The following is a 17,017-nucleotide window of genomic DNA, read 5'->3' on the forward strand; positions in this document are numbered from 1 at the left end:
TGGTCATGAGGTTTCCGCGCCGGCCGCCGTGGGCGGTGGACATCATGGTCACCGCCCTGGCGTTCGCGATCAGCATGGTCGCGCTCGACGGCCGCGAGGACATCACCGGCCAGCAATCCGGCCTCAGCGAACTGATCGCGACGATCGTCGCCTGCCTGCCGCTGCTGTGGCGGCGCCGCGCGCCCGTGGTGGTGTTCGCGTGCGCCGCCGCCGCGGCCTGGATCGTCGACTTCGGCGACAACGACGTGCCGGCCGGCATGTTCGCGCCGCTGTTCGCCGTGTACGCCGTGGCCCGCTACCGGCCGCGGATCTGGCTGTGGCCGGTGGTCGCCGTCTTCGAGCTGAGCCTGCTGATCAACATGCTCCGCAACGACGCGCTCCCCCAGGACATCACGGCCGCGTCCGCACTGCTGGCCGCTGTGGTGTTCCTCGGGATGAACCTGCGCACCCGGCGCGCCTACCTCGACCAGTTGGAGGAGCGGGCCGCCAGACTGGAGCGCGAACGCGACCAGCAGGCCCGGCTCGCCACTGCCGCGGAACGGGCCCGCATCGCCCGGGAACTGCACGACATCGTCGCGCACAACCTCGTCGTCATGGTCGCTCTGGCGGACGGCGCGGCCGCGACCGCCCCGACCGCCCCGGACCGCGCGGCCGACGCGATGGCAAAGGTAGCGGCGACGGGACGGCTCGCGCTGGTCGAGATGCGCCGGATGGTCGGCGTCCTGAAGACCGACCCGCAGTCCGGTGTGTCTCCTTCTCTGTCTCCTTCTCTGCCTTCTGTCTCGCCTCCCGTTCCGTCTTCTGGTCCGTCTTCCGTTTCGCCTCTCGTTTCGCCTTCCGTTTCGCCTTCCGTTTCGCCTTCCGTTTCGCCTTCCGTTTCGCCTTCCGTTTCGCCTTCCGTCTCGTCCTCCGTCTCGTCCTCCGTCTCGTCCTCCGTCTCGTCCTCCGTCTCGTCCTCCGTCTCGCCTCCCGCTTCGTCTTCCGTTCCGCCTTCCGCGGGCGGTGCCCGGAGCGCCCAGCCCGGCGTGCCTCCCTTGAGCGATGCCCGCAGCCCTGAGCCCGACATGTATTCCGCGAGCGATGCCCGGAGCCCGCAGCCCGGCCTCGACGACGTCGATCCGTTGATCGACCGCGTTCGGGCGGCCGGGATGCGGGTCGAACTGACCCGGTCCGGTGAGCCGGGCGCGTGGGGCCCGGGCGCCGATCTCGCCGTCTACCGGATCGTGCAGGAGGCCCTCACGAACGCGTTGAAGCACGCCGGTCCGCGGGCCGTCGCCCGGGTGCGCCTGGGCTACACGGCCGACGGCGCCGACATCGAGGTCGTCGACGACGGCGCCGGCCGGCCGGCACAGGCCACCGTCGCCCCGGACCGGCACGGCCTCGCCGGGATGGCCGAGCGGGCCGCCTCGTTCGGCGGCCGGCTGGAGGCGGGTCCGCGCGCCGGCGCGGGCTGGCGGGTCCGCGCCCGGTTGCGCTTCGAAGCGGAGGGACCCGCGTGACCGGGCAGAGCAGCCCCGGTCGCGTGAGCGTGCTGCTGGTCGACGATCAGCCGCTGCTCCTGCTCGGGTTCCGGCTGGTGCTGGAGGCCCAGGCGGACATCGACGTCGTGGGCGAGGCGGGCAACGGCGCGCAGGCCGTGGCGATGACCCGCGCACTGCGTCCCGACGTGGTGCTGATGGACGTGCGCATGCCCGTGATGGACGGCATCCTCGCCACCCGCGAGATCGTCGCGTCCGGCGCCTCGCGCGTCCTGGTCCTGACGACGTTCGACCTCGACGAGTACGTCTACGCCGCGCTGCGCGCGGGAGCCAGCGGCTTCCTTCTCAAGGACGTGCCGCCGGCCGACCTCCTCTCCGGCATCCGTGCGGTCGCCGGGGGAGACGCGGTGGTCGCCCCGAGCATCACCCGTCGCCTCATCGACACGTTCACCCCCCACCTGCCCGACCCGGCGACCGGCCGCACCGACGATCGCCTCGACCGACTCACCGACCGCGAACACGAGGTCCTGGTCCTGGTGGCGCGCGGCTCGTCGAACACGGAGATCGCGGCGACGCTCACCCTGTCGGAGGCGACCGTCAAGGCGCACGTGGGCCGGCTCCTCGCCAAACTGGGCGTGCGCGACCGGGTACAGCTCGTGGTGTTCGCCTACGAGGCCGGAGTGGTGAACCGCGGCGAGGCCTGACGCTGCCGCTCTCCCTTCTCTGACTTCTTCTTCCTGGCTGCCCCTTCCCCGGCTGCTCCCGTCTGTTGACCGCTGCTTCCGTCTGTTGACCGCTGCTTCCGCTCGCCGGCCGGCGTACTGCAACCGAACTGCAACGCCCGCCGGCATCGTGTGCCGAGATCGATTCGCACACGGAGGTTCTCCATGCCCGAGTTTCCCGCAGTGACCCATGTCGCGCTCACCGTCACCGACCTGCCCGCCAGCGTGGCCTGGTACCGCCGGCTGCTCGGCACCGAGCCGGTGCTCGACGAGGACACCGGGCCGTTCCACCACGTGGTGTTCGCGATCGGCGGCGGCATGCTGCTCGGGCTGCACGGGTTCCCCGACGCCCGCCCCGGCGAGTTCGACGAGCGCCGCGCCGGCCTCGACCACGTCGCGTTCACGTGCGCCGACCGCGCTGAGCTCGACGGATGGCGTAAGCACCTGGACGATCTGGACATTCCGCACGGCGGAATCGTGGACGCACACTACGGATCGGGCCTGTCGCTCCGCGACCCCGACAACATCGCGCTGGAGTTCTTCGCCCCGCCCTCCTGATCGGGGCAGATTGTTGGCACACTGTCGCCGTGCACGAGATCAATGAGGACCTCGCCCGCCGACTGATCGACAGCCAGTTCCCGCAGTGGTCGCACCTGCCCGTGAGCAAGGTCGACCACAACGGCTGGGACAACCGGACGTTCCGGCTCGGCGACGAGCTGAGCATCCGGTTGCCCAGCGCCGAGGGTTACACCCTCGCCGTGGCGAAGGAGCAGCGCTGGCTGCCCCTGCTCGCCCCGCACCTGCCCCTGCCGGTTCCCGAGCCGGTGGCCGAGGGCAGGCCGGAGTTCGGCTACCCGCACCCGTGGTCGGTGTACCGATGGCTGGAGGGCGTACCCGCGTCCCCGCAGTTCGCGGACGGGAACGTGAGCGACCCGACCGCCTTCGCCACGGCGGTGGCCGGATTTCTGGTGGCCCTGCGCGCCTGTGACGCCGCCGACGGCCCCGGGCCCGGCCCGCACAACTTCCACCGCGGCGGCCCCGTGTCCTTCTACGCGCCGGACGTGGAGCGCGCCCTGGCAAAGCTCGGCGACGAGGTGCCCGCCGGCGCCGCCCGGCGCGTCTGGGAGGACGCCACGGAGAGCAAGTGGCAGGCCGGCCCGGTCTGGTTCCACGGCGACGTCGCGTTCGGCAACCTGCTCGTCCGCGACGGCACGCTGTCCGCCGTGATCGACTTCGGAACCTCCGGCGTCGGCGACCCGGCATGCGACCTGGTCCTGGCCTGGACGATGCTCACCGGCCCGAGTCGCGACGCCTACCGGTCCACACTGGGCCTCGACGCCGACACGTGGGCCCGCGGACGCGGATGGGCACTGTGGAAGGCGCTGTTCGTGCTGGAACGCGCTCTGGAGAGCGATGACGACGCGGAGGCCGCCGTCCAGCGGAAGGTGATCCGCGAGGTGCTGGTGGATCATGAACGGGAGCGGTTCGCACTGTAACCTCCTGTCTTTGCGGGTCCTCGCCGCGGCGTCGGCCGACCGTGGCGGTACCCGCCCGCGCAGCGGGTACCGCCGTCCCGCCGTCCCCGCTACGGCCAGGTCACTCGGCGCAGGTCGTGTCGGCCGGCGGTAGTTGGCCGGTGTTCAGGTACGCGTTCACCGCGTCGTCGACGCACGGGGCACCGCGGAGCAGGTACACCATGTGCTCGCGGACACCGTCGAGCGTGATCATGCGTGAGCCGCTCAGTGCCCGGTGCATGGCCTGTCCCATCGGTAGCAGGGCGTCGATGTCACCGGCCGCGTTGACGATCAGCGCCGGCGCTCCGTTGCGCACCCGAACCGGACGCTCGGCCGGCGCCGGCCAGAACGCGCACGGCGTGATGTTCCGGCTCTGCGGCTCGAACAGCGGCCCGGCCGCCCGGTGCGCCTGGATGTCGCGCCAGTACCACTCGACGTTGCGGCTCTGCCCGGCGGTGCCGCACATCAGAGCGGTCTGCTGGCTGCGGAACGCCGACCCGTCACCGGTGAACATCCCGGTGAGCGTGGCCTCGAGCGATTTACCCGGTTCGACCGTCTCGCCGTTCGCGGCACGGGCCAGCAAACCCGCCGTGGTGGCGAGATCGGCGGCCGTCGCCTCGCTGTCGCTGACCAGCCCACCGGAGAACAGCGGCGCGATCGCGGTGTCGTCGACCTGGAACCGGCCGACACGCAACGGACGTTCGGCCGACACCTCGTAGACGCGGTCCACAGTGGACAGTACTGCCTCCGTGGTGGCGCCGAGATGGAACGTGTCGTCGAACCGGGCCACCAGTTCTGCCCACTCCCGCAGCGCCGCCGCCCGCGCCGGTGCGTTGTCGCGGACGATGTCGAAACCCGGACGGTCGGGATCGATCGCGCTGTCGAGCACGAACCGGTCGGCACGTCCCGGGAACATCTGCAGGTACACCGATCCGAGGTAGGTGCCCTGCGAGTAGCCGAGGTACGACAGCCTCGGCGCACCCAGGGCTCCGCGGATGACGTCCATGTCGCGCGCGATGTTGTTTGTCGACGCGTGCGGCAGCACGTCGCCGTATTTCCGGGCGCACCGTTGCGCCAGGTCGCGGGAAAGCGCCGTCATGCGGTTGAAGCTCTCCCGGTCGGCGCCCGCTGACCGGGGCAGCCAGCTCTGCGGCCAACCGCAGTCGACAGGCGTGCTGCGACCGACGAACCGCGGGTCCATCGCGATCAGGTCGAACTTCGCGCCCGTGGCGCCCATCGCCGCGCGCGCGTCGGGCAGCAGCGGGAACGGCGACAACGCCGGGCCGCCGAGGTTGATGATGAGCGGACCGATGCGGCCCGCCTGATCCGACGCCGCGATGCGCGCGATCGCCACGGTGAGCGTGCGCCCGCCCGGGCGGTGATAGTCGACGGGCACGGTGACGCGCGTACACCGCGCACCTGCCTCGTCGAGCGACGTGCCCACCGCGTCGTCGGCGTTCTCCTTGCATGATTTCCAGTCGAGGCGTTGCTGATGGAATCGCGCCAGCGCCGCTTCACCGGCAGCCGGTCGGGTGTCGGCAGCCGCCCAACCCGTCGGTGTCCCAACGGCCAGCACGGTGACCAGAACGGTTACGCACCACCGGGTCCGTCGTCTCATGTCGCTTCCTCCCAGTCGCTCGCGGATGCGCGTCCCGTAAAGCTTTTCGCGCGAACGCATCGACGTCGGTAGGGCAAACTCCGGCTCGTTGGTGGGGTTTTCCACACATCCCACGGGATGATGGCAGCGACAGATCGCGCCGGTACCGTGCTCGCCATGACCGGCTACGACGTCATCGTGATCGGCCTGGGCGGGATGGGCAGCGCTGCTGCGTACCACCTGGCCGGGCGCGGAACCCGCGTGCTCGGGTTGGAGCAGTTCGGCCCCGCACACGACCGGGGCTCCAGCCACGGCGAGTCACGCGTAACGCGTCAGGCGTATTTCGAAGACCCCGCGTACGTCCCGTTGCTTCTGCGTTCCCACGACATGTACGCGGCGCTGTCGCGTGAGAGCGGCCGAGACCTCATCACCCTCACGGGCGGCATCATGATCGGGCCGCCGACCAGCGTCACCGTCACCGGCAGTCGGCGCAGCGCCGAGGAATGGGGCCTGCCGCACGAGATGCTCGACGCGGCCGACATCCGCCGTCGGTTCCCGACGCTGGCGCCCGGCCCCGACGACATCGCGCTCTACGAGGCGAACGCCGGCTTCGTCCGCCCGGAGGAGACCGTGAAGGCGCACCTCGAAGGGGCCGATCGGAGCGGTGCCGATCTGCGCTTCCACGAACCCGCCGAACGGTGGGAGGCGTCGGGAACTGGTGTGCGGGTCACGACGGCCAAGGGCACCTACACCGCGGGCCACCTCGTGATCTGCCCCGGCGCCTGGGCGCCCGACCTGCTCGCCGATCTGAAGGTGCCGTTCACGATCGAGCGCCAGGTGCTGTACTGGTTCGCGCCGGCCGGCGGGGTCGATCCGTTCCGGCCCGACCGGCATCCGATCTACATCTGGGAAGACGCGGCGGGCGTCCAGTTCTACGGTTTCCCCGCGATCGGCGGCCCCGACGACGGCGCGAAGGTGGCGTTCTTCCGGGGTGGCCGAACCTGCACCGCCGACACGGTCGACCGGGCGGTGGCCGACGCCGAGGTGGAGGCGATGGCCGCCCAGTTGCGCGGCCGGATACCCGATCTGCCGCACCGGTTCCTGCACGCGCTCACCTGCATGTACACCAACACGCCCGACGAGCACTTCGTGATCGCGGCGCATCCGGAGCACGAACACGTGACGGTGGCGTGTGGCTTCTCCGGGCACGGGTTCAAGTTCGTCCCGGTGGTGGGGGAGATCCTGGCCGACCTGGCGACCACCGGTACCACCCGTCACCCGATCGGGCTGTTCGCGCCAGACCGGTTCACCTTGAGCTGAGAGGAGATCAGACGTGCCGTCGCATCCCCGCCAGCGCGTCGAGCAGGTCCTGTTGGCTGATCGGGGCCGTCGCGCCGTTCCTGGCCTCGGCCATCGCCTTGGCCATGCGCACCCGTCGCAGCAACTCACGCAGGTCGGCGCCGGTCATGCTGGGCGTGGCGTGGGCCAGTTCGGTGACGTCCACGTCGTCGGCGAACATCCGGAAGCCATCGGTCTCGTGGTCGGCGACGAGCTGGCGCAGCATGCCGGTGAGGATCTGGGCCCGGCCGGTCACGCTGGGCAGCGGCACCGACAACTTGACGTCGAACCGCCCGGACCGGGTCAGCGACTCGTCGACCTTGTCGGGGAAGTTCGTGGTCGCCACCACGATGACGTTCGGGTTCTCCGCGATCAGCGTGTTCATCTCCTGCTTGAAGATGCCCGCGATCGAGTTGACCATCTGGTCGGCGGAGTGGTCGGGTGCGCCGACGTAGCTGATGATGCTGTCGAACTCGTCGAACAGCAGCACGGTCGGGGTCCGGTAGCGGCGCGCCTCGGCGAAGATGTCCTTGATGTTCCGTTCGGAACTGCCCACCCACTTGTTGAGGATGTCGGGGGTACGCACCTCCCGCAGTTGCCCGCCGATCTCCAGCGCCAGCGCCTTGGCGAGGGTGGTCTTGCCGGTGCCGGGCGGGCCGTACAGCAGCAGCCCCTGCGGACGGCGGGTGCCCCAGCGGGCCATCGCCGCCGGGTGGTTGAACGACAGGGCCACCTCGCGCAGCTGGGCGACCACGCGGTCCATGCCGCCGATCTGGTCGAGCCGCAACACGTCGGATCCGGGCAGGATCGACCGGCCGCCCGGGTAGCGGCTCAGCCGCAGGCGACGGCCGGTCCAGAAGGTGGTGTCGTCGCCCGCGTTCGCCATCCGTACCGCGACGGTCAGCAGGATCCGCACGAACGCGGCGAGTTGGACGGCGTCGGCCTCGGCCGCCGGCACGATCGCGGAGGCGGTCAGGGTCCGCGGCCCGGTCGCGCTCAGCGTCGCGACCATGCCGGTGTCGGCGTCGGCCGCGGTGCTGGTCGACGGTGGGGCGGGCTTGTCGACGGAAACGGCATCAGCGGCGGACCCGTGGCGTCCGGCTGCCGCGTCGCGCCGGTCGCGGTACGCCGAGACGCCAAGAACGGTCAGAGTGACCAGCCCGGCCACCCCGCCGAGCAGCATCGCGACCGCCGTCGCCGGGAGAACCGCGCGACCGATGTCCTCCGAGCGGGGGAATGGTTGGCGCGGGACCGCAGTGACCGTGCCGGTGAGCCGGAACGCCGATCCGCCCGGGTCGAGCGCCATCGTCACCCCGATCCCGGTGACCGAAGCGGGCAGGTCCACGTCGTGCAGCAGCGCGATCCGGCCCTGGCGGGCGGCGGCGAACAGCACGTCGGCGTCGACGACGTCGATCGTCGCGCCCAGGTAGGGGCGGCTGACGGTCTCGGGGCGGATTCCGACCATGTGTTCGATAGTGCCACCGTCGCGGCCGGCCGGCCCGGCTCGGCGGCCCGGGGTTCAGGGGGAGGCGACATCCGGGTTGATGCGGGGCACGCCGTCCTTGCAGCGACTCTTGAACGTGACCCGGTTGGGTGCGACGGTGGCCGACTCGAACTTGATGTTGACCTGGTCGGACGGGCCGGGGTTGTACCGGGTGACCGACCAGCCGTCGGCCGCCGTGTAGGCGACGATCTTCGCGACCGCGCCCTCGCACCTGACCGTCACCGCGTTGCCGTACTCGGACGCCGACCGCTCCTGCCACTGCGGATCGGGGCCGCCGTTCTGGCCGTTGTCGGGTCGGGTGGTGAACGGGGTGACGGTCGCCGGTGCCTCCGGGTTGGTCGGCGGGAGGGTGCCGGTCACGGGCGGCAGGACACCACCCGGTCCGGCGGCGCCGTTCGGTTGGGTGTTCGCGGTGCCGCCGGGCGGCGGGCTGCCGACGACACCGCCGGCGCCGACCGTGGTGGGCGTGCCGCCGGGTTGGCCGGCGGTGGGCACGTTGCCGCCGTCGGTGGGGCCGGACGCCGTCCGCCCGTCGTCGGCGCCCACGCTGGCGGCCGCGATCGCGGCGGCGATCACCACCGCGAGGGCGGCGCCGGCCATGGTGAGTCGACGCACCCGCCGGGTGCGCTCCGACACGGGTCGCTGCCGCGGGCGCGCCACCGGCACCGGGGTGACGTCGGCGGAGACCGTGGTGGCGGCGGCCGACAGGATCTCGGCGATCTCGGCCGCGGCCGGCCGCTCCTCCGGGTCCTTGTGCAGGCATGCCTCGCACACGGCGATTACGCCGTCGGGCAGGCCGGTGAGCGGCGGCAGCGGGTCGGGCTCGGTGTACATGTGCGCCACGAGCATCTGCGTGGTGGAGTCGGCCGACCACGGCATGTACCCGGTGAGCATCCGGTACAGCAGCACGCCCAGCCCGTACACGTCGGTGCCGGCGACCACGGCGCCGCCGGAGAGCCGCTCCGGTGCCACGTAGGCCGGGGTGCCGAACAGCACGCCGCCCTGCTCGGTGAGGTCGCCGATGACGGCGGCCACGCCGAAGTCGACGACCTTGGCCGTGCCGTTCGTGGCGATCATGATGTTGGCGGGCTTCACGTCGCGGTGCACGATGCCCTCGTCGTGGGCGGCGGCGAGCCCGCTCGCGACCTGGGCGGCGATGCGCAGTACCCGGGCCAGCGGCAGCGGACCGTCGTCGAGCACCTCGGCGAGCGTCTGGCCGCCGAGCAGCTCCATGACGATGTACGGCACCCGCTCGCCACCGGGGCGCAGCGACTCGCCGTAGTCGAAGATTCCGGCGATGTTCGCGTGCGCGAGCCGGGCGGCGGCCTGCGCCTCTGCCCGGATGCGCTGGCGGAACTGGGGATCAGCGACGAACCGGGGCGACAGCAGCTTCACCGCGACGTGGCGGTCGAGCACCTCGTCCCACGCCCGCCAGACGACCGACATGCCCCCTTCGCCCAACCGTTCGACGAGCCGGTAGCGCCCGCCGAGCATGTCTGCCGCATCCACTGCGTCAGTTTGCACTATGCGCCGACGCCCCTACATCCATCGATCCCTTGCCGTTAGCGAATCGAACCGTACTCCCGGTGTCAGGCTGACCGAACGGACATCTCATCCCACCTCGCGGTCGCGTCCGGCGAGATGTCCGGCGACCATCTGCGCCAACATGATCAGCATCATGAGTATCAATGGTGCCGACCACCCGCCCGTGTGGTCGTACAGCACTCCGACCAGGACGGGTCCGGGAATCGACAGCAGGTAGCCGGCACTCTGCGCGAACGCCGACAACCGCACCACGGTCGCGCCGTCGCGGCCACGCAACCCGATCATCGTCAAGGCCAGGGGAAAGGAGCAGTTGGCGACGCCGAACAGAACCGCCCACACCCACGCGCCCCCGTTGGGCGCCCACCACAGGCCGGCGTAGGCGACCAGGCCGACCACGGCCATTCCCACCGCGATACCGCTCTGGCTGCGCAGCCGCCCGGCCAGCGACGACAGCACGATCGACAACGGCACCCCGAGCAACGAGGTGACAGCGAACAGGAGGCCGGCAGTGGCGGCGGACAGCCCAGCGTCCCGGAAGATCTGCGGAAGCCAGCCGATCATCACGTATGCGGAGGTGGCCTGGAGACCGAAGTAGGTGGCGAGCGCCCACGCGACCGGGTTGCGGGCCATCGGTCCCGCCGGAGTGGGCGCGGGTGCGGTGCCGGCGCTCGGGCGCGCGCCGGAACGAGATGTGCCGGAACGAGATGTGGCGGAGCCGGGTGTGGCGGAGCCGGGTGTGGTGGAACCGGGTGTGGCGGAGCCGGGTGTGGTGGTCGAGTCGCGGGCGTCGGGCTGGAGAGTGGTGGTCGGACGGCTGTCGGAGGCGGGCGTCGGGCGGGCGTCGGGATTGGAGGTGAGAGTTGCTCGTCCGGCGGGACGTGTTGGGGTGACGGTCCGGCTGAGCAGGACCCATGGTGGGACCGACAGAGCCGCCAGCATGCCCCACACGCCCAGGCCGATTCGCCAGTTGTCGCCGAAGGCGCCGGCGATGGGGACGGTGACTCCGGCGGCGGCGGTCGCGCCGGCGTTGAGCGCCATCGAGTACCAGCCCGTGACGGTGCCGACGCGGTCCGGGAACCGGTCCTTGACCACGGCCGGGAGCAGGACGTTGACCAGGGCGATCCCGGCCAGCGCCAGTGCCGTGGACGCCGCGAAGCCGACGGTGCCGCTCGTGAGCACGCGGGCACCCAGGCCGACCACGGCGGCGGTGAGGCCCGCGGCTACCACGGTCGGGGCGGAGAAACGGCGGGCCAGCCTCGGGGCGATGGTCCCGACCACGGCGAAACACGCGACGGGAACGGAGGTGAGCAGGCCGGCCACGGTGGCGCCCATCCCGAGGGCGGCCCGGACCTCGGCGAGTACCGGGCCGAGGCTGGTGACCGCCGGGCGCATGTTGACCGCGCCCAGGAGCAGCGCGACCAGGGCGAGGCGGCGGCGGTTCTTGATCACGTGGCCAACATAAGCGTGCCGGGTGGTCCATTCCGGGTGACTTGTCGCACGTGGCGGCGGGCACTCGGCGGCATTCGACGACGGGGAGGAGGTGGTTGCGAGCCCGGCTAGCATCGGCGGCGTGCGGCGGGTGGGTGCGGTGATCGGTGTGCTGGTCACCGTGATGTCCGTCGGGGGGATGGTTCGGCTGGCGGCTCCGGCCGTTTCGGCCCAGAGTGGCGTTCGCGCGCAGCTCGCGTTCATCCGGGACGCGCTGGGCGGCGGCGCTGCCGAGGACGCGCAACGGTCGTTTCCGGAGGGGTACTTCTTCCTGCACGCGCTCTACGGGCTCACGTGGGTGGACGTCGGGCGGCGGGAGCCGGTTGGCCAGCGGGCCGAGGCGCTCCGGGAGGCGCGCTGGGCGCTCGACCGGCTCGACACGCCGCAGGGGCGGGCGCCGTTCAGTGCCACGCTCACGCCGTCGTACGGGATCTTCTACGCGGGTTGGACGAACTGGCTGCGTGGAGGCGTGCTGAGCCTGCAGCCGGCCGACCGGCGCGATGCTCGCGAGGCCGAACGCTTCGCCGCCGACTCGGCGGGGATCGGTCGCGCGTTCGACGCGGCGGGCACGCCGTACCTGGAGGCGTATCCGGGGCAGGCGTGGCCGGTGGACTCGACGGTGGCGATGGCGTCGCTGCGGCTGCACGACGTTCTACTGCCGGCGCGGTTCGGCGCCACGGCCGACCGGTGGTTGGCGGGGGTCAGGTCGCGGCTGGATCCGGCGACGGGGCTGCTGCCGCACCGCGTCGATCCCGGGACGGGGGCGCCGGCGGAGGTGGCGCGCGGTACGTCGCAGAGCATGATCACGCGTTTCCTGTTCGAGATCGACCCGGCCTTCGGGCGGGCGCAGTACCTGCGGTTCCGCGACCTGTTCGTCACGCGTCCGCTCGGGTTGGGGCCGGCGGTGCGGGAGTTTCCGCTCGGCACGGACGGTGCCGGGGACGTGGACTCGGGTCCGTTGGTGTTCGGCGCCAGCCTGTCGGCGACCGTGGTGACCATCGGCGCCGCGCGGGTGCAGGGCGACCTCGGGCTGGCGACGGCGTTGGCCGGGTACGGCGACCTCGTCGGCTTCCCGGCGTCGACGCCGTGGACCCGGCGGTACGGCTTCGGCCTGGTTCCGGTGGGTGACGCGTTCATCGTGTGGTCGAAGGCGTCCAGCGGATGGGTGGGCCGGCCCGCGGAGGCGCCGCCGCGCGCGCTTCCGCTGTGGTGGCCGGTGCCGCTCGTGCTCGTACTCGCCACGCTGGGCTTGGCGCCGTGGCTGGGCTGGGCGCGGCGGGTGCGTTCGCGGCTGGGCTTGGGGTCGTGGCTGGGCAGGGCGCGGCGGGCGTAGTCGCGGCTGGGCTTGGCGCCGTGGCTGGGCTGGGCGCGGCGGGTGTGTTCGCGGCTGGGCGTCGGATCATGGCGGGGGCTCGGCGCGGCGGGCGTAGTCGCGGCTGGGGTCGTGGCGGGGCAGGGCGTGGCGGGTGTGTTCGCGGCTGGGGTCGTGGCTGGGCAGGGCGCGGCGGGCATAGTCGCGGGGCGGGGCGGGGCGGGGCGTGGCGGGCGTAGTCGCGGCTGGGCTTTGCGTTGTGGCTGGGCTGGACGCGGTGGGCGTATTCGAGGAATTTCACAGCGAACCCGGCGTTGCGCTGTCAGCGGACGGGGCGGGGTGCGGCCCGGACGTGCGGATAGCGTCGCGGCATGGAGGGGTTGGCGTACGACGAGCGCGGATCCGGTCCGGCGATGGTGTTCTCGCACGCCGGGATCGCCGACCGGCGGATGTGGGACCACCAGTTCGAGCATCTCGCCGCCACGCACCGGGTGGTGCGGTACGACTGGCGCGGGTACGGCGGGTCCGTCGACGCGGAGGGGGTGCACTCGCACTCGCGCGACCTGCTCGGGATGCTCGACGCGTTGGACATCGAGCGGGCGGTGCTGGTCGGGTGTTCGATGGGTGGGGCGTACTGCGTCGACGTGGCGGTGGCGGCGCCGGAGCGGGTGGCCGGCCTGGTGCTGTTCTGTTCGGGGCTCACCGGGCACGTGTGGCCCGAACCGATGCAGGAGTACGTGCGCGAGCACGTGCGTCCGGTGGTGCCGGCCGAGCGGCTCGCCTCGTACGCGCAAGGCGGGGCGGTGCTCGACGAGGACGCCCGCGCGATGGCGCTGGCGCACGGGCGGCTGCTGGTGGCCGGGCCGGGGCGGGATCCGTCCACTGTGGACGCCGACGTGTGGGCGAAGGCGATGGACATGGCGACCGGCGTGTTCCACCGGATGTGGAGCGGGCCGCCGGCCGTGGAGGAGGTGCCGGATCCGCCGGGGGTCGCGCGATTGGCGGAGGTGCGGGCGCCGACGCTCGTGGTGAACGGGTTGTCCGACGCGCCGTGGCTGCAGGACCTGTCGGTGCACATCGCGGCGTCGGTGCCGGGCGCGCGCCGGGTCGACCTGCCCGACACCGGGCACCTGCCGCCGCTGGAACGGCCGGAGGAGTCGACCCGCCTGATCGCCGGGCATGCGGCAAGCTGATCCCATGGGTCATCCGATCATGTTCGACGACAGGGATCCGTTGCTGACGCGGGTCCGCGCACTCGCGCTGGCCTTTCCCGACGCGGCGGAGAAGGTCTCGCACGGGCATCCGGCCTTCTACACGACCAAGGTGTTCGCGTACTACGGCGGGTCGGTGAAGGTGGACGGCGTCTACCAGCAGCACGAGCACTCGGTGGTGGTTCTGCTGCCGCCGGACGAGCGGGAGTCGCTGCTCGCCGACGAGCGCTGCTACGTGCCGGCGTACCTGGGGCCGAGTGGGTGGCTCGGGATCGACCTGTCGAAGGACACCGACTGGGACGAGATCAGCGAACTGCTCGACGCCAGTTACCGCCGGACGGCGGGGCCGCGGCGGGTGGCGAGGCTAGACGGCTAGCGGGTTCGTCATCAGGTCCTCGAAGGCGAGTTCGGACGCGCCGATGAGGCAGGCGTCGTCGCCGAGGGTGGGGACGCAGAGGCGGACCTCGCGGGAGACGGCCAGGACGTTGGTGGCGATCCGGGCCTGCACCTGGGGGGCGGCCGCGGGGTAGAGGTCGCGGAGCATGCCGCCGAAGATGACGACGCCGGGGTTGAACAGGTTGATCAGGTTGGCGACGCCGATGCCGAGCCAGTCGCCGACGTGCTGGACCGCGGGGTCGCCGGCGGCGATCACGTCCCGGATCGCGTCGCGTCCCTCCTTCGTCGGGTGGCCGGCGCGGTCGAGGAGTGCGCGCTCGCCGACCTCGGCCTCCAGGCAGCCGCGCGAGCCGCAGTTGCACGGCCGGCCGTTCTCCGCCGGGTTCACGATGATATGTCCGAGCTCGCACCCGTAGCCGGCTTCGCCGTCGAGCAACCGGCCGCCGACGATGATCCCGCCGCCGATGCCGACGTCGCCGTGCAGGTAGACCAGGTTCTGGTAGCCGATGCCGGCGCCGCGTAGGTGCTCGGCCCGCGCGCCGAGATGCGCCTCGTTGCCGACCGCGACGGGAAGGCCGAGGCCGAGGGCCTGGCCGAGTTCCGTGCCGAAGGCCTGGTCGACCCAGCCCATGTCGGGGGCGAGGCGGACCATTCCGTCGTCGGGCCGGATCATTCCGCAGTAGGAGGCGGCGATTCCAACGCAGGCGCTACCGGCAGCGGGGGCGGCGGCAAAGGCGGAGGCGTCAACGGCGGAGGCGCCAGCGGCAGAGGCGCCAGCGGCGGCAGAGGCGGAGGCGCCAACGGCGGAGGCGCCAGCGGCAGAGGCGCCAGCGGCGGAGGCGCCAACGGCGGAGGCGGCAGAGGCAGAGGCGGCAGAGGCAGAGACGCCAGCGGCGGAGGCGCCAGCGGAAGCGGAAGCGGAAGCGAACAGTTCGCGGCCGAAAGCCGCCAGGACCCGGACCACCTCGTCCAGGTCGGCGCCCGCCCGCCGGCGCACCGCGACCCGCCGGTCGAGGACCCTGCCGCCGAGCCCCACCCGGGCGGCCACCAGCCGGTCGACCGCCACGTCGAAGGCCAGCACGTACGCCCGTTCCGGCACCGGCCGGACCACGAGCGACGGCCGCCCGGCGCGTCCGGTGACCCGGGGGCGCTCCTCCTCGACCAGGCCGGCGGCGGTGAGCTCGGCGGTCAGCGCCATGATCGTGCTGCGGTTGAGCCCCATCCGCCGCGCGAGCGTGGACCGCGAGGCGGGCCCGCCGAGGTGCACCAGGCGGAGCAGCGTGCCGAGGTTCCGGCGGCGGATCTCGTCCTGGAACCGCCCGACCTCCGAAACGTGCGAAAGAAACATTAAACCGGCTCGATTCCCCGCACACCGGCGGTTACGTGGAAGCGGCCCGCGGTGCGGATCGGCGACGTGGGGGCGCGGACCGTGTCGACGACGCGGAGCGCGGCGTCGAGGCCGTCCGGGGTGAGGTCGCAGACGAAGTAGCCGCGGCGGTTGTCGATGTAGCGCCAGTGCGGGCTCTCGGCCATGATCGGCGTCCAGTGCCTGGCGAACGCGGCGCGGTCGGGGTCGCCCTCGGAGGTCACCGAGCTGCCGACGAGTTCGGCGCCGACCACCGGGGTGTCGGGGCGGTCGAAGTCGGGGCGCAGGTCGCTGACCCAGGTGGCGTGGCGGTCGCCGGTGATGACGACCGGGTTGTTCACGGCCGGGAACCGCTCCAGCAGGCGCCGGCGCTGGGCGCGGTAGCCGTCCCAGTTGTCCCACTCCCACCACTCCTCCGGGCCGGCCTGGTGGTCGACCGAGGCCAGCTGGGTCTGGTTGGCGATCAGGTTCCACCGCGAAGAGCTGTGAAGGCCGTCCAGGAGCCAGCGTTCCTGCTCGTCGCCGGTCATGGTGCGGCCCGGCTCCTCGGCGACCCCGATCGACCCGGCGTGGCGGGAGCGGTACTGCCGGGTGTCGAGGACGTGCAGCGTGGCCAGGTCGCCGAGGGCGAGCCGACGGAAGATCCGGGCGCTCGACCCGCGCGGCCTGGCGGACGCGCGGAGCGGCATGTGCTCCCAGTACGCCTGGAGGGCGGCGGTGCGCCGGGCCTTGAAGCCCTCGGGCGTCTGCTGGTCGGGGTCCTGCGGGTACTCGCCCTGCCAGTTGTTGTCGACCTCGTGGTCGTCGAGGGTGACGATCCACGGCGCGGCGGCGTGCGCCCGCTGGAGTTCGGGGTCCGCCTTGTAGTGGGCGTATCGCGCCCGGTAGCCGGCGATGGTGGCGGGCTCGTCGGTGCCGTCGTGCCGGCGGAGGGCCTTCGGATCGGCCCGGTCCTCGTAGATGTAGTCGCCGAGGAACGCGACGAAGTCGACCTCCTCGGCGACGAGGTGCGGGTACGCGGTGTAATAGCCGGCCTGGTAATTCTGGCAGCTGGCAAAAGCAAAACGGATTTTTTGGACGCCCACAGCAGGTGCCGTCCAGGTGCGACCGGTGGGTGACGCCTCACCGTTGGCGAGGAAGCGGTAGAAGTACCAGCGGTGCGCGTCGAGGCCGGCGACCTCCACGTGCACCGAGTGCCCGAGGCGCGGCTCGGCGGTCGCGGTGCCCCGGGCGGCGAGGCGGGTGAACCGCTCGTCGTGGGCGACCTCCCAGCGCACGTCGACCGGTCGGGACGGCATGCGGCCCTCCGGCGCGAGACGGGTCCACAGCACCACGCCGTCGGGCGCGGGGTCCCCGGACGCGACGCCGAGCGTGAACAGGCCGGCGGGCAGCGGTTCGTCGGGCCCCGGCCGGGGGACGGCGCGCAGCACGTCGCCGGCCAGCAGAGCCGGACCGGCGAACACCCCCAGGGCCACCTTCCCCGCGTCGGCGACGAACCGACGCCGCTCGATCGGGTACGACATGCCCGGCATCCGGGAATGCTATT

14 protein-coding genes are annotated in these 17,017 nt (G+C 72.2%); 8 read left to right on the forward strand and 6 right to left on the reverse strand.

Annotated elements, in window-relative coordinates:
• Positions 1–5 precede the first annotated feature (5 nt).
• The 4 genes from Vau01_RS42250 to Vau01_RS42265 all read left to right on the forward strand — a co-directional run bounded on the left by Vau01_RS42250 (position 6) and on the right by Vau01_RS42265 (position 3,696).
• Positions 6–1,499: a sensor histidine kinase gene (locus Vau01_RS42250; RefSeq protein ID WP_204005620.1), complete on the forward strand. Its 1,494-nt coding sequence runs from the start codon at positions 6–8 to the stop codon at positions 1,497–1,499.
• Entirely contained in the window at positions 1,496–2,182 is a 687-nt protein-coding gene (locus tag Vau01_RS42255; RefSeq protein WP_204005622.1) for a response regulator, read from the forward strand. Before Vau01_RS42250 ends, Vau01_RS42255 begins: the two co-directional genes overlap by 4 nt.
• A gap of 183 nt (positions 2,183–2,365) precedes the next feature.
• Positions 2,366–2,758 carry a VOC family protein gene (locus Vau01_RS42260; RefSeq protein WP_204005624.1) on the forward strand — a complete coding sequence of 131 codons (393 nt, stop codon included), beginning with the start codon at positions 2,366–2,368 and terminating at the stop codon, positions 2,756–2,758.
• A 29-nt stretch (positions 2,759–2,787) separates the two neighbouring features.
• Positions 2,788–3,696 carry an aminoglycoside phosphotransferase family protein gene (locus tag Vau01_RS42265; protein WP_204005626.1) on the forward strand — a complete coding sequence of 303 codons (909 nt, stop codon included), beginning with the start codon at positions 2,788–2,790 and terminating at the stop codon, positions 3,694–3,696.
• Positions 3,697–3,796: 100 nt separating this feature from the next.
• Here the strand turns inward: Vau01_RS42265 and Vau01_RS42270 are convergent, their stop codons facing one another.
• Positions 3,797–5,332 (reverse strand): alpha/beta fold hydrolase, encoded by a 1,536-nt coding sequence (locus Vau01_RS42270; protein WP_204005628.1) that lies wholly within the window; start codon positions 5,330–5,332, stop codon positions 3,797–3,799.
• A 156-nt stretch (positions 5,333–5,488) separates the two neighbouring features.
• Here Vau01_RS42270 and solA point away from each other — a divergent pair, with 156 nt between their 5' ends.
• On the forward strand, positions 5,489–6,631 hold the full coding sequence (solA, locus tag Vau01_RS42275) for an N-methyl-L-tryptophan oxidase (RefSeq protein ID WP_204005630.1): 1,143 nt from the start codon (positions 5,489–5,491) through the stop codon (positions 6,629–6,631).
• A 7-nt stretch (positions 6,632–6,638) separates the two neighbouring features.
• On the opposite strand, the gene Vau01_RS42280 is transcribed toward solA, so the two are convergent.
• The 3 genes from Vau01_RS42280 to Vau01_RS42290 form a co-directional block, all read right to left on the reverse strand.
• A complete protein-coding gene (locus Vau01_RS42280) occupies positions 6,639–8,114 on the reverse strand; it encodes an ATP-binding protein (RefSeq protein ID WP_204005632.1) in 1,476 nt (491 codons plus the stop codon).
• Between the two features lie 54 nt (positions 8,115–8,168).
• Positions 8,169–9,662 carry a serine/threonine-protein kinase gene (locus tag Vau01_RS42285; RefSeq protein ID WP_204005635.1) on the reverse strand — a complete coding sequence of 498 codons (1,494 nt, stop codon included), beginning with the start codon at positions 9,660–9,662 and terminating at the stop codon, positions 8,169–8,171.
• Between the two features lie 102 nt (positions 9,663–9,764).
• Entirely contained in the window at positions 9,765–11,147 is a 1,383-nt protein-coding gene (locus tag Vau01_RS42290) for a CynX/NimT family MFS transporter (protein WP_204005638.1), read from the reverse strand.
• 121 nt (positions 11,148–11,268) lie between these two features.
• Between Vau01_RS42290 and Vau01_RS42295 the strand changes: the two genes are divergently transcribed.
• The 3 genes from Vau01_RS42295 (at position 11,269) to Vau01_RS42305 (ending at position 14,085) form a co-directional block, all read left to right on the forward strand.
• Positions 11,269–12,519, forward strand: coding sequence for a hypothetical protein (locus Vau01_RS42295; RefSeq protein ID WP_204005640.1), 1,251 nt, complete (start codon positions 11,269–11,271; stop codon positions 12,517–12,519).
• Between the two features lie 350 nt (positions 12,520–12,869).
• The gene (locus tag Vau01_RS42300; protein WP_204005641.1) at positions 12,870–13,691 is read left to right on the forward strand and encodes an alpha/beta fold hydrolase; all 822 of its coding nucleotides are present in this window, start codon (positions 12,870–12,872) and stop codon (positions 13,689–13,691) included.
• Positions 13,692–13,695: 4 nt separating this feature from the next.
• On the forward strand, positions 13,696–14,085 hold the full coding sequence (locus Vau01_RS42305; RefSeq protein ID WP_204005642.1) for an MmcQ/YjbR family DNA-binding protein: 390 nt from the start codon (positions 13,696–13,698) through the stop codon (positions 14,083–14,085).
• On the opposite strand, the gene Vau01_RS42310 is transcribed toward Vau01_RS42305, so the two are convergent.
• Positions 14,074–15,453 (reverse strand): ROK family transcriptional regulator, encoded by a 1,380-nt coding sequence (locus tag Vau01_RS42310; protein ID WP_239152291.1) that lies wholly within the window; start codon positions 15,451–15,453, stop codon positions 14,074–14,076. The genes Vau01_RS42305 and Vau01_RS42310 overlap by 12 nt on opposite strands.
• Positions 15,453–17,003, reverse strand: a complete 1,551-nt coding sequence (locus Vau01_RS42315) for an alkaline phosphatase D family protein (RefSeq protein WP_204005643.1) — start codon at positions 17,001–17,003, stop codon at positions 15,453–15,455. The genes Vau01_RS42310 and Vau01_RS42315 overlap by 1 nt, the downstream gene beginning before the upstream one ends.
• Between the last annotated feature and the right edge of the window lie 14 nt (positions 17,004–17,017).

The organism is Virgisporangium aurantiacum (assembly GCF_016863635.1).
GTDB classification, from domain to species: domain Bacteria; phylum Actinomycetota; class Actinomycetes; order Mycobacteriales; family Micromonosporaceae; genus Virgisporangium; species Virgisporangium aurantiacum.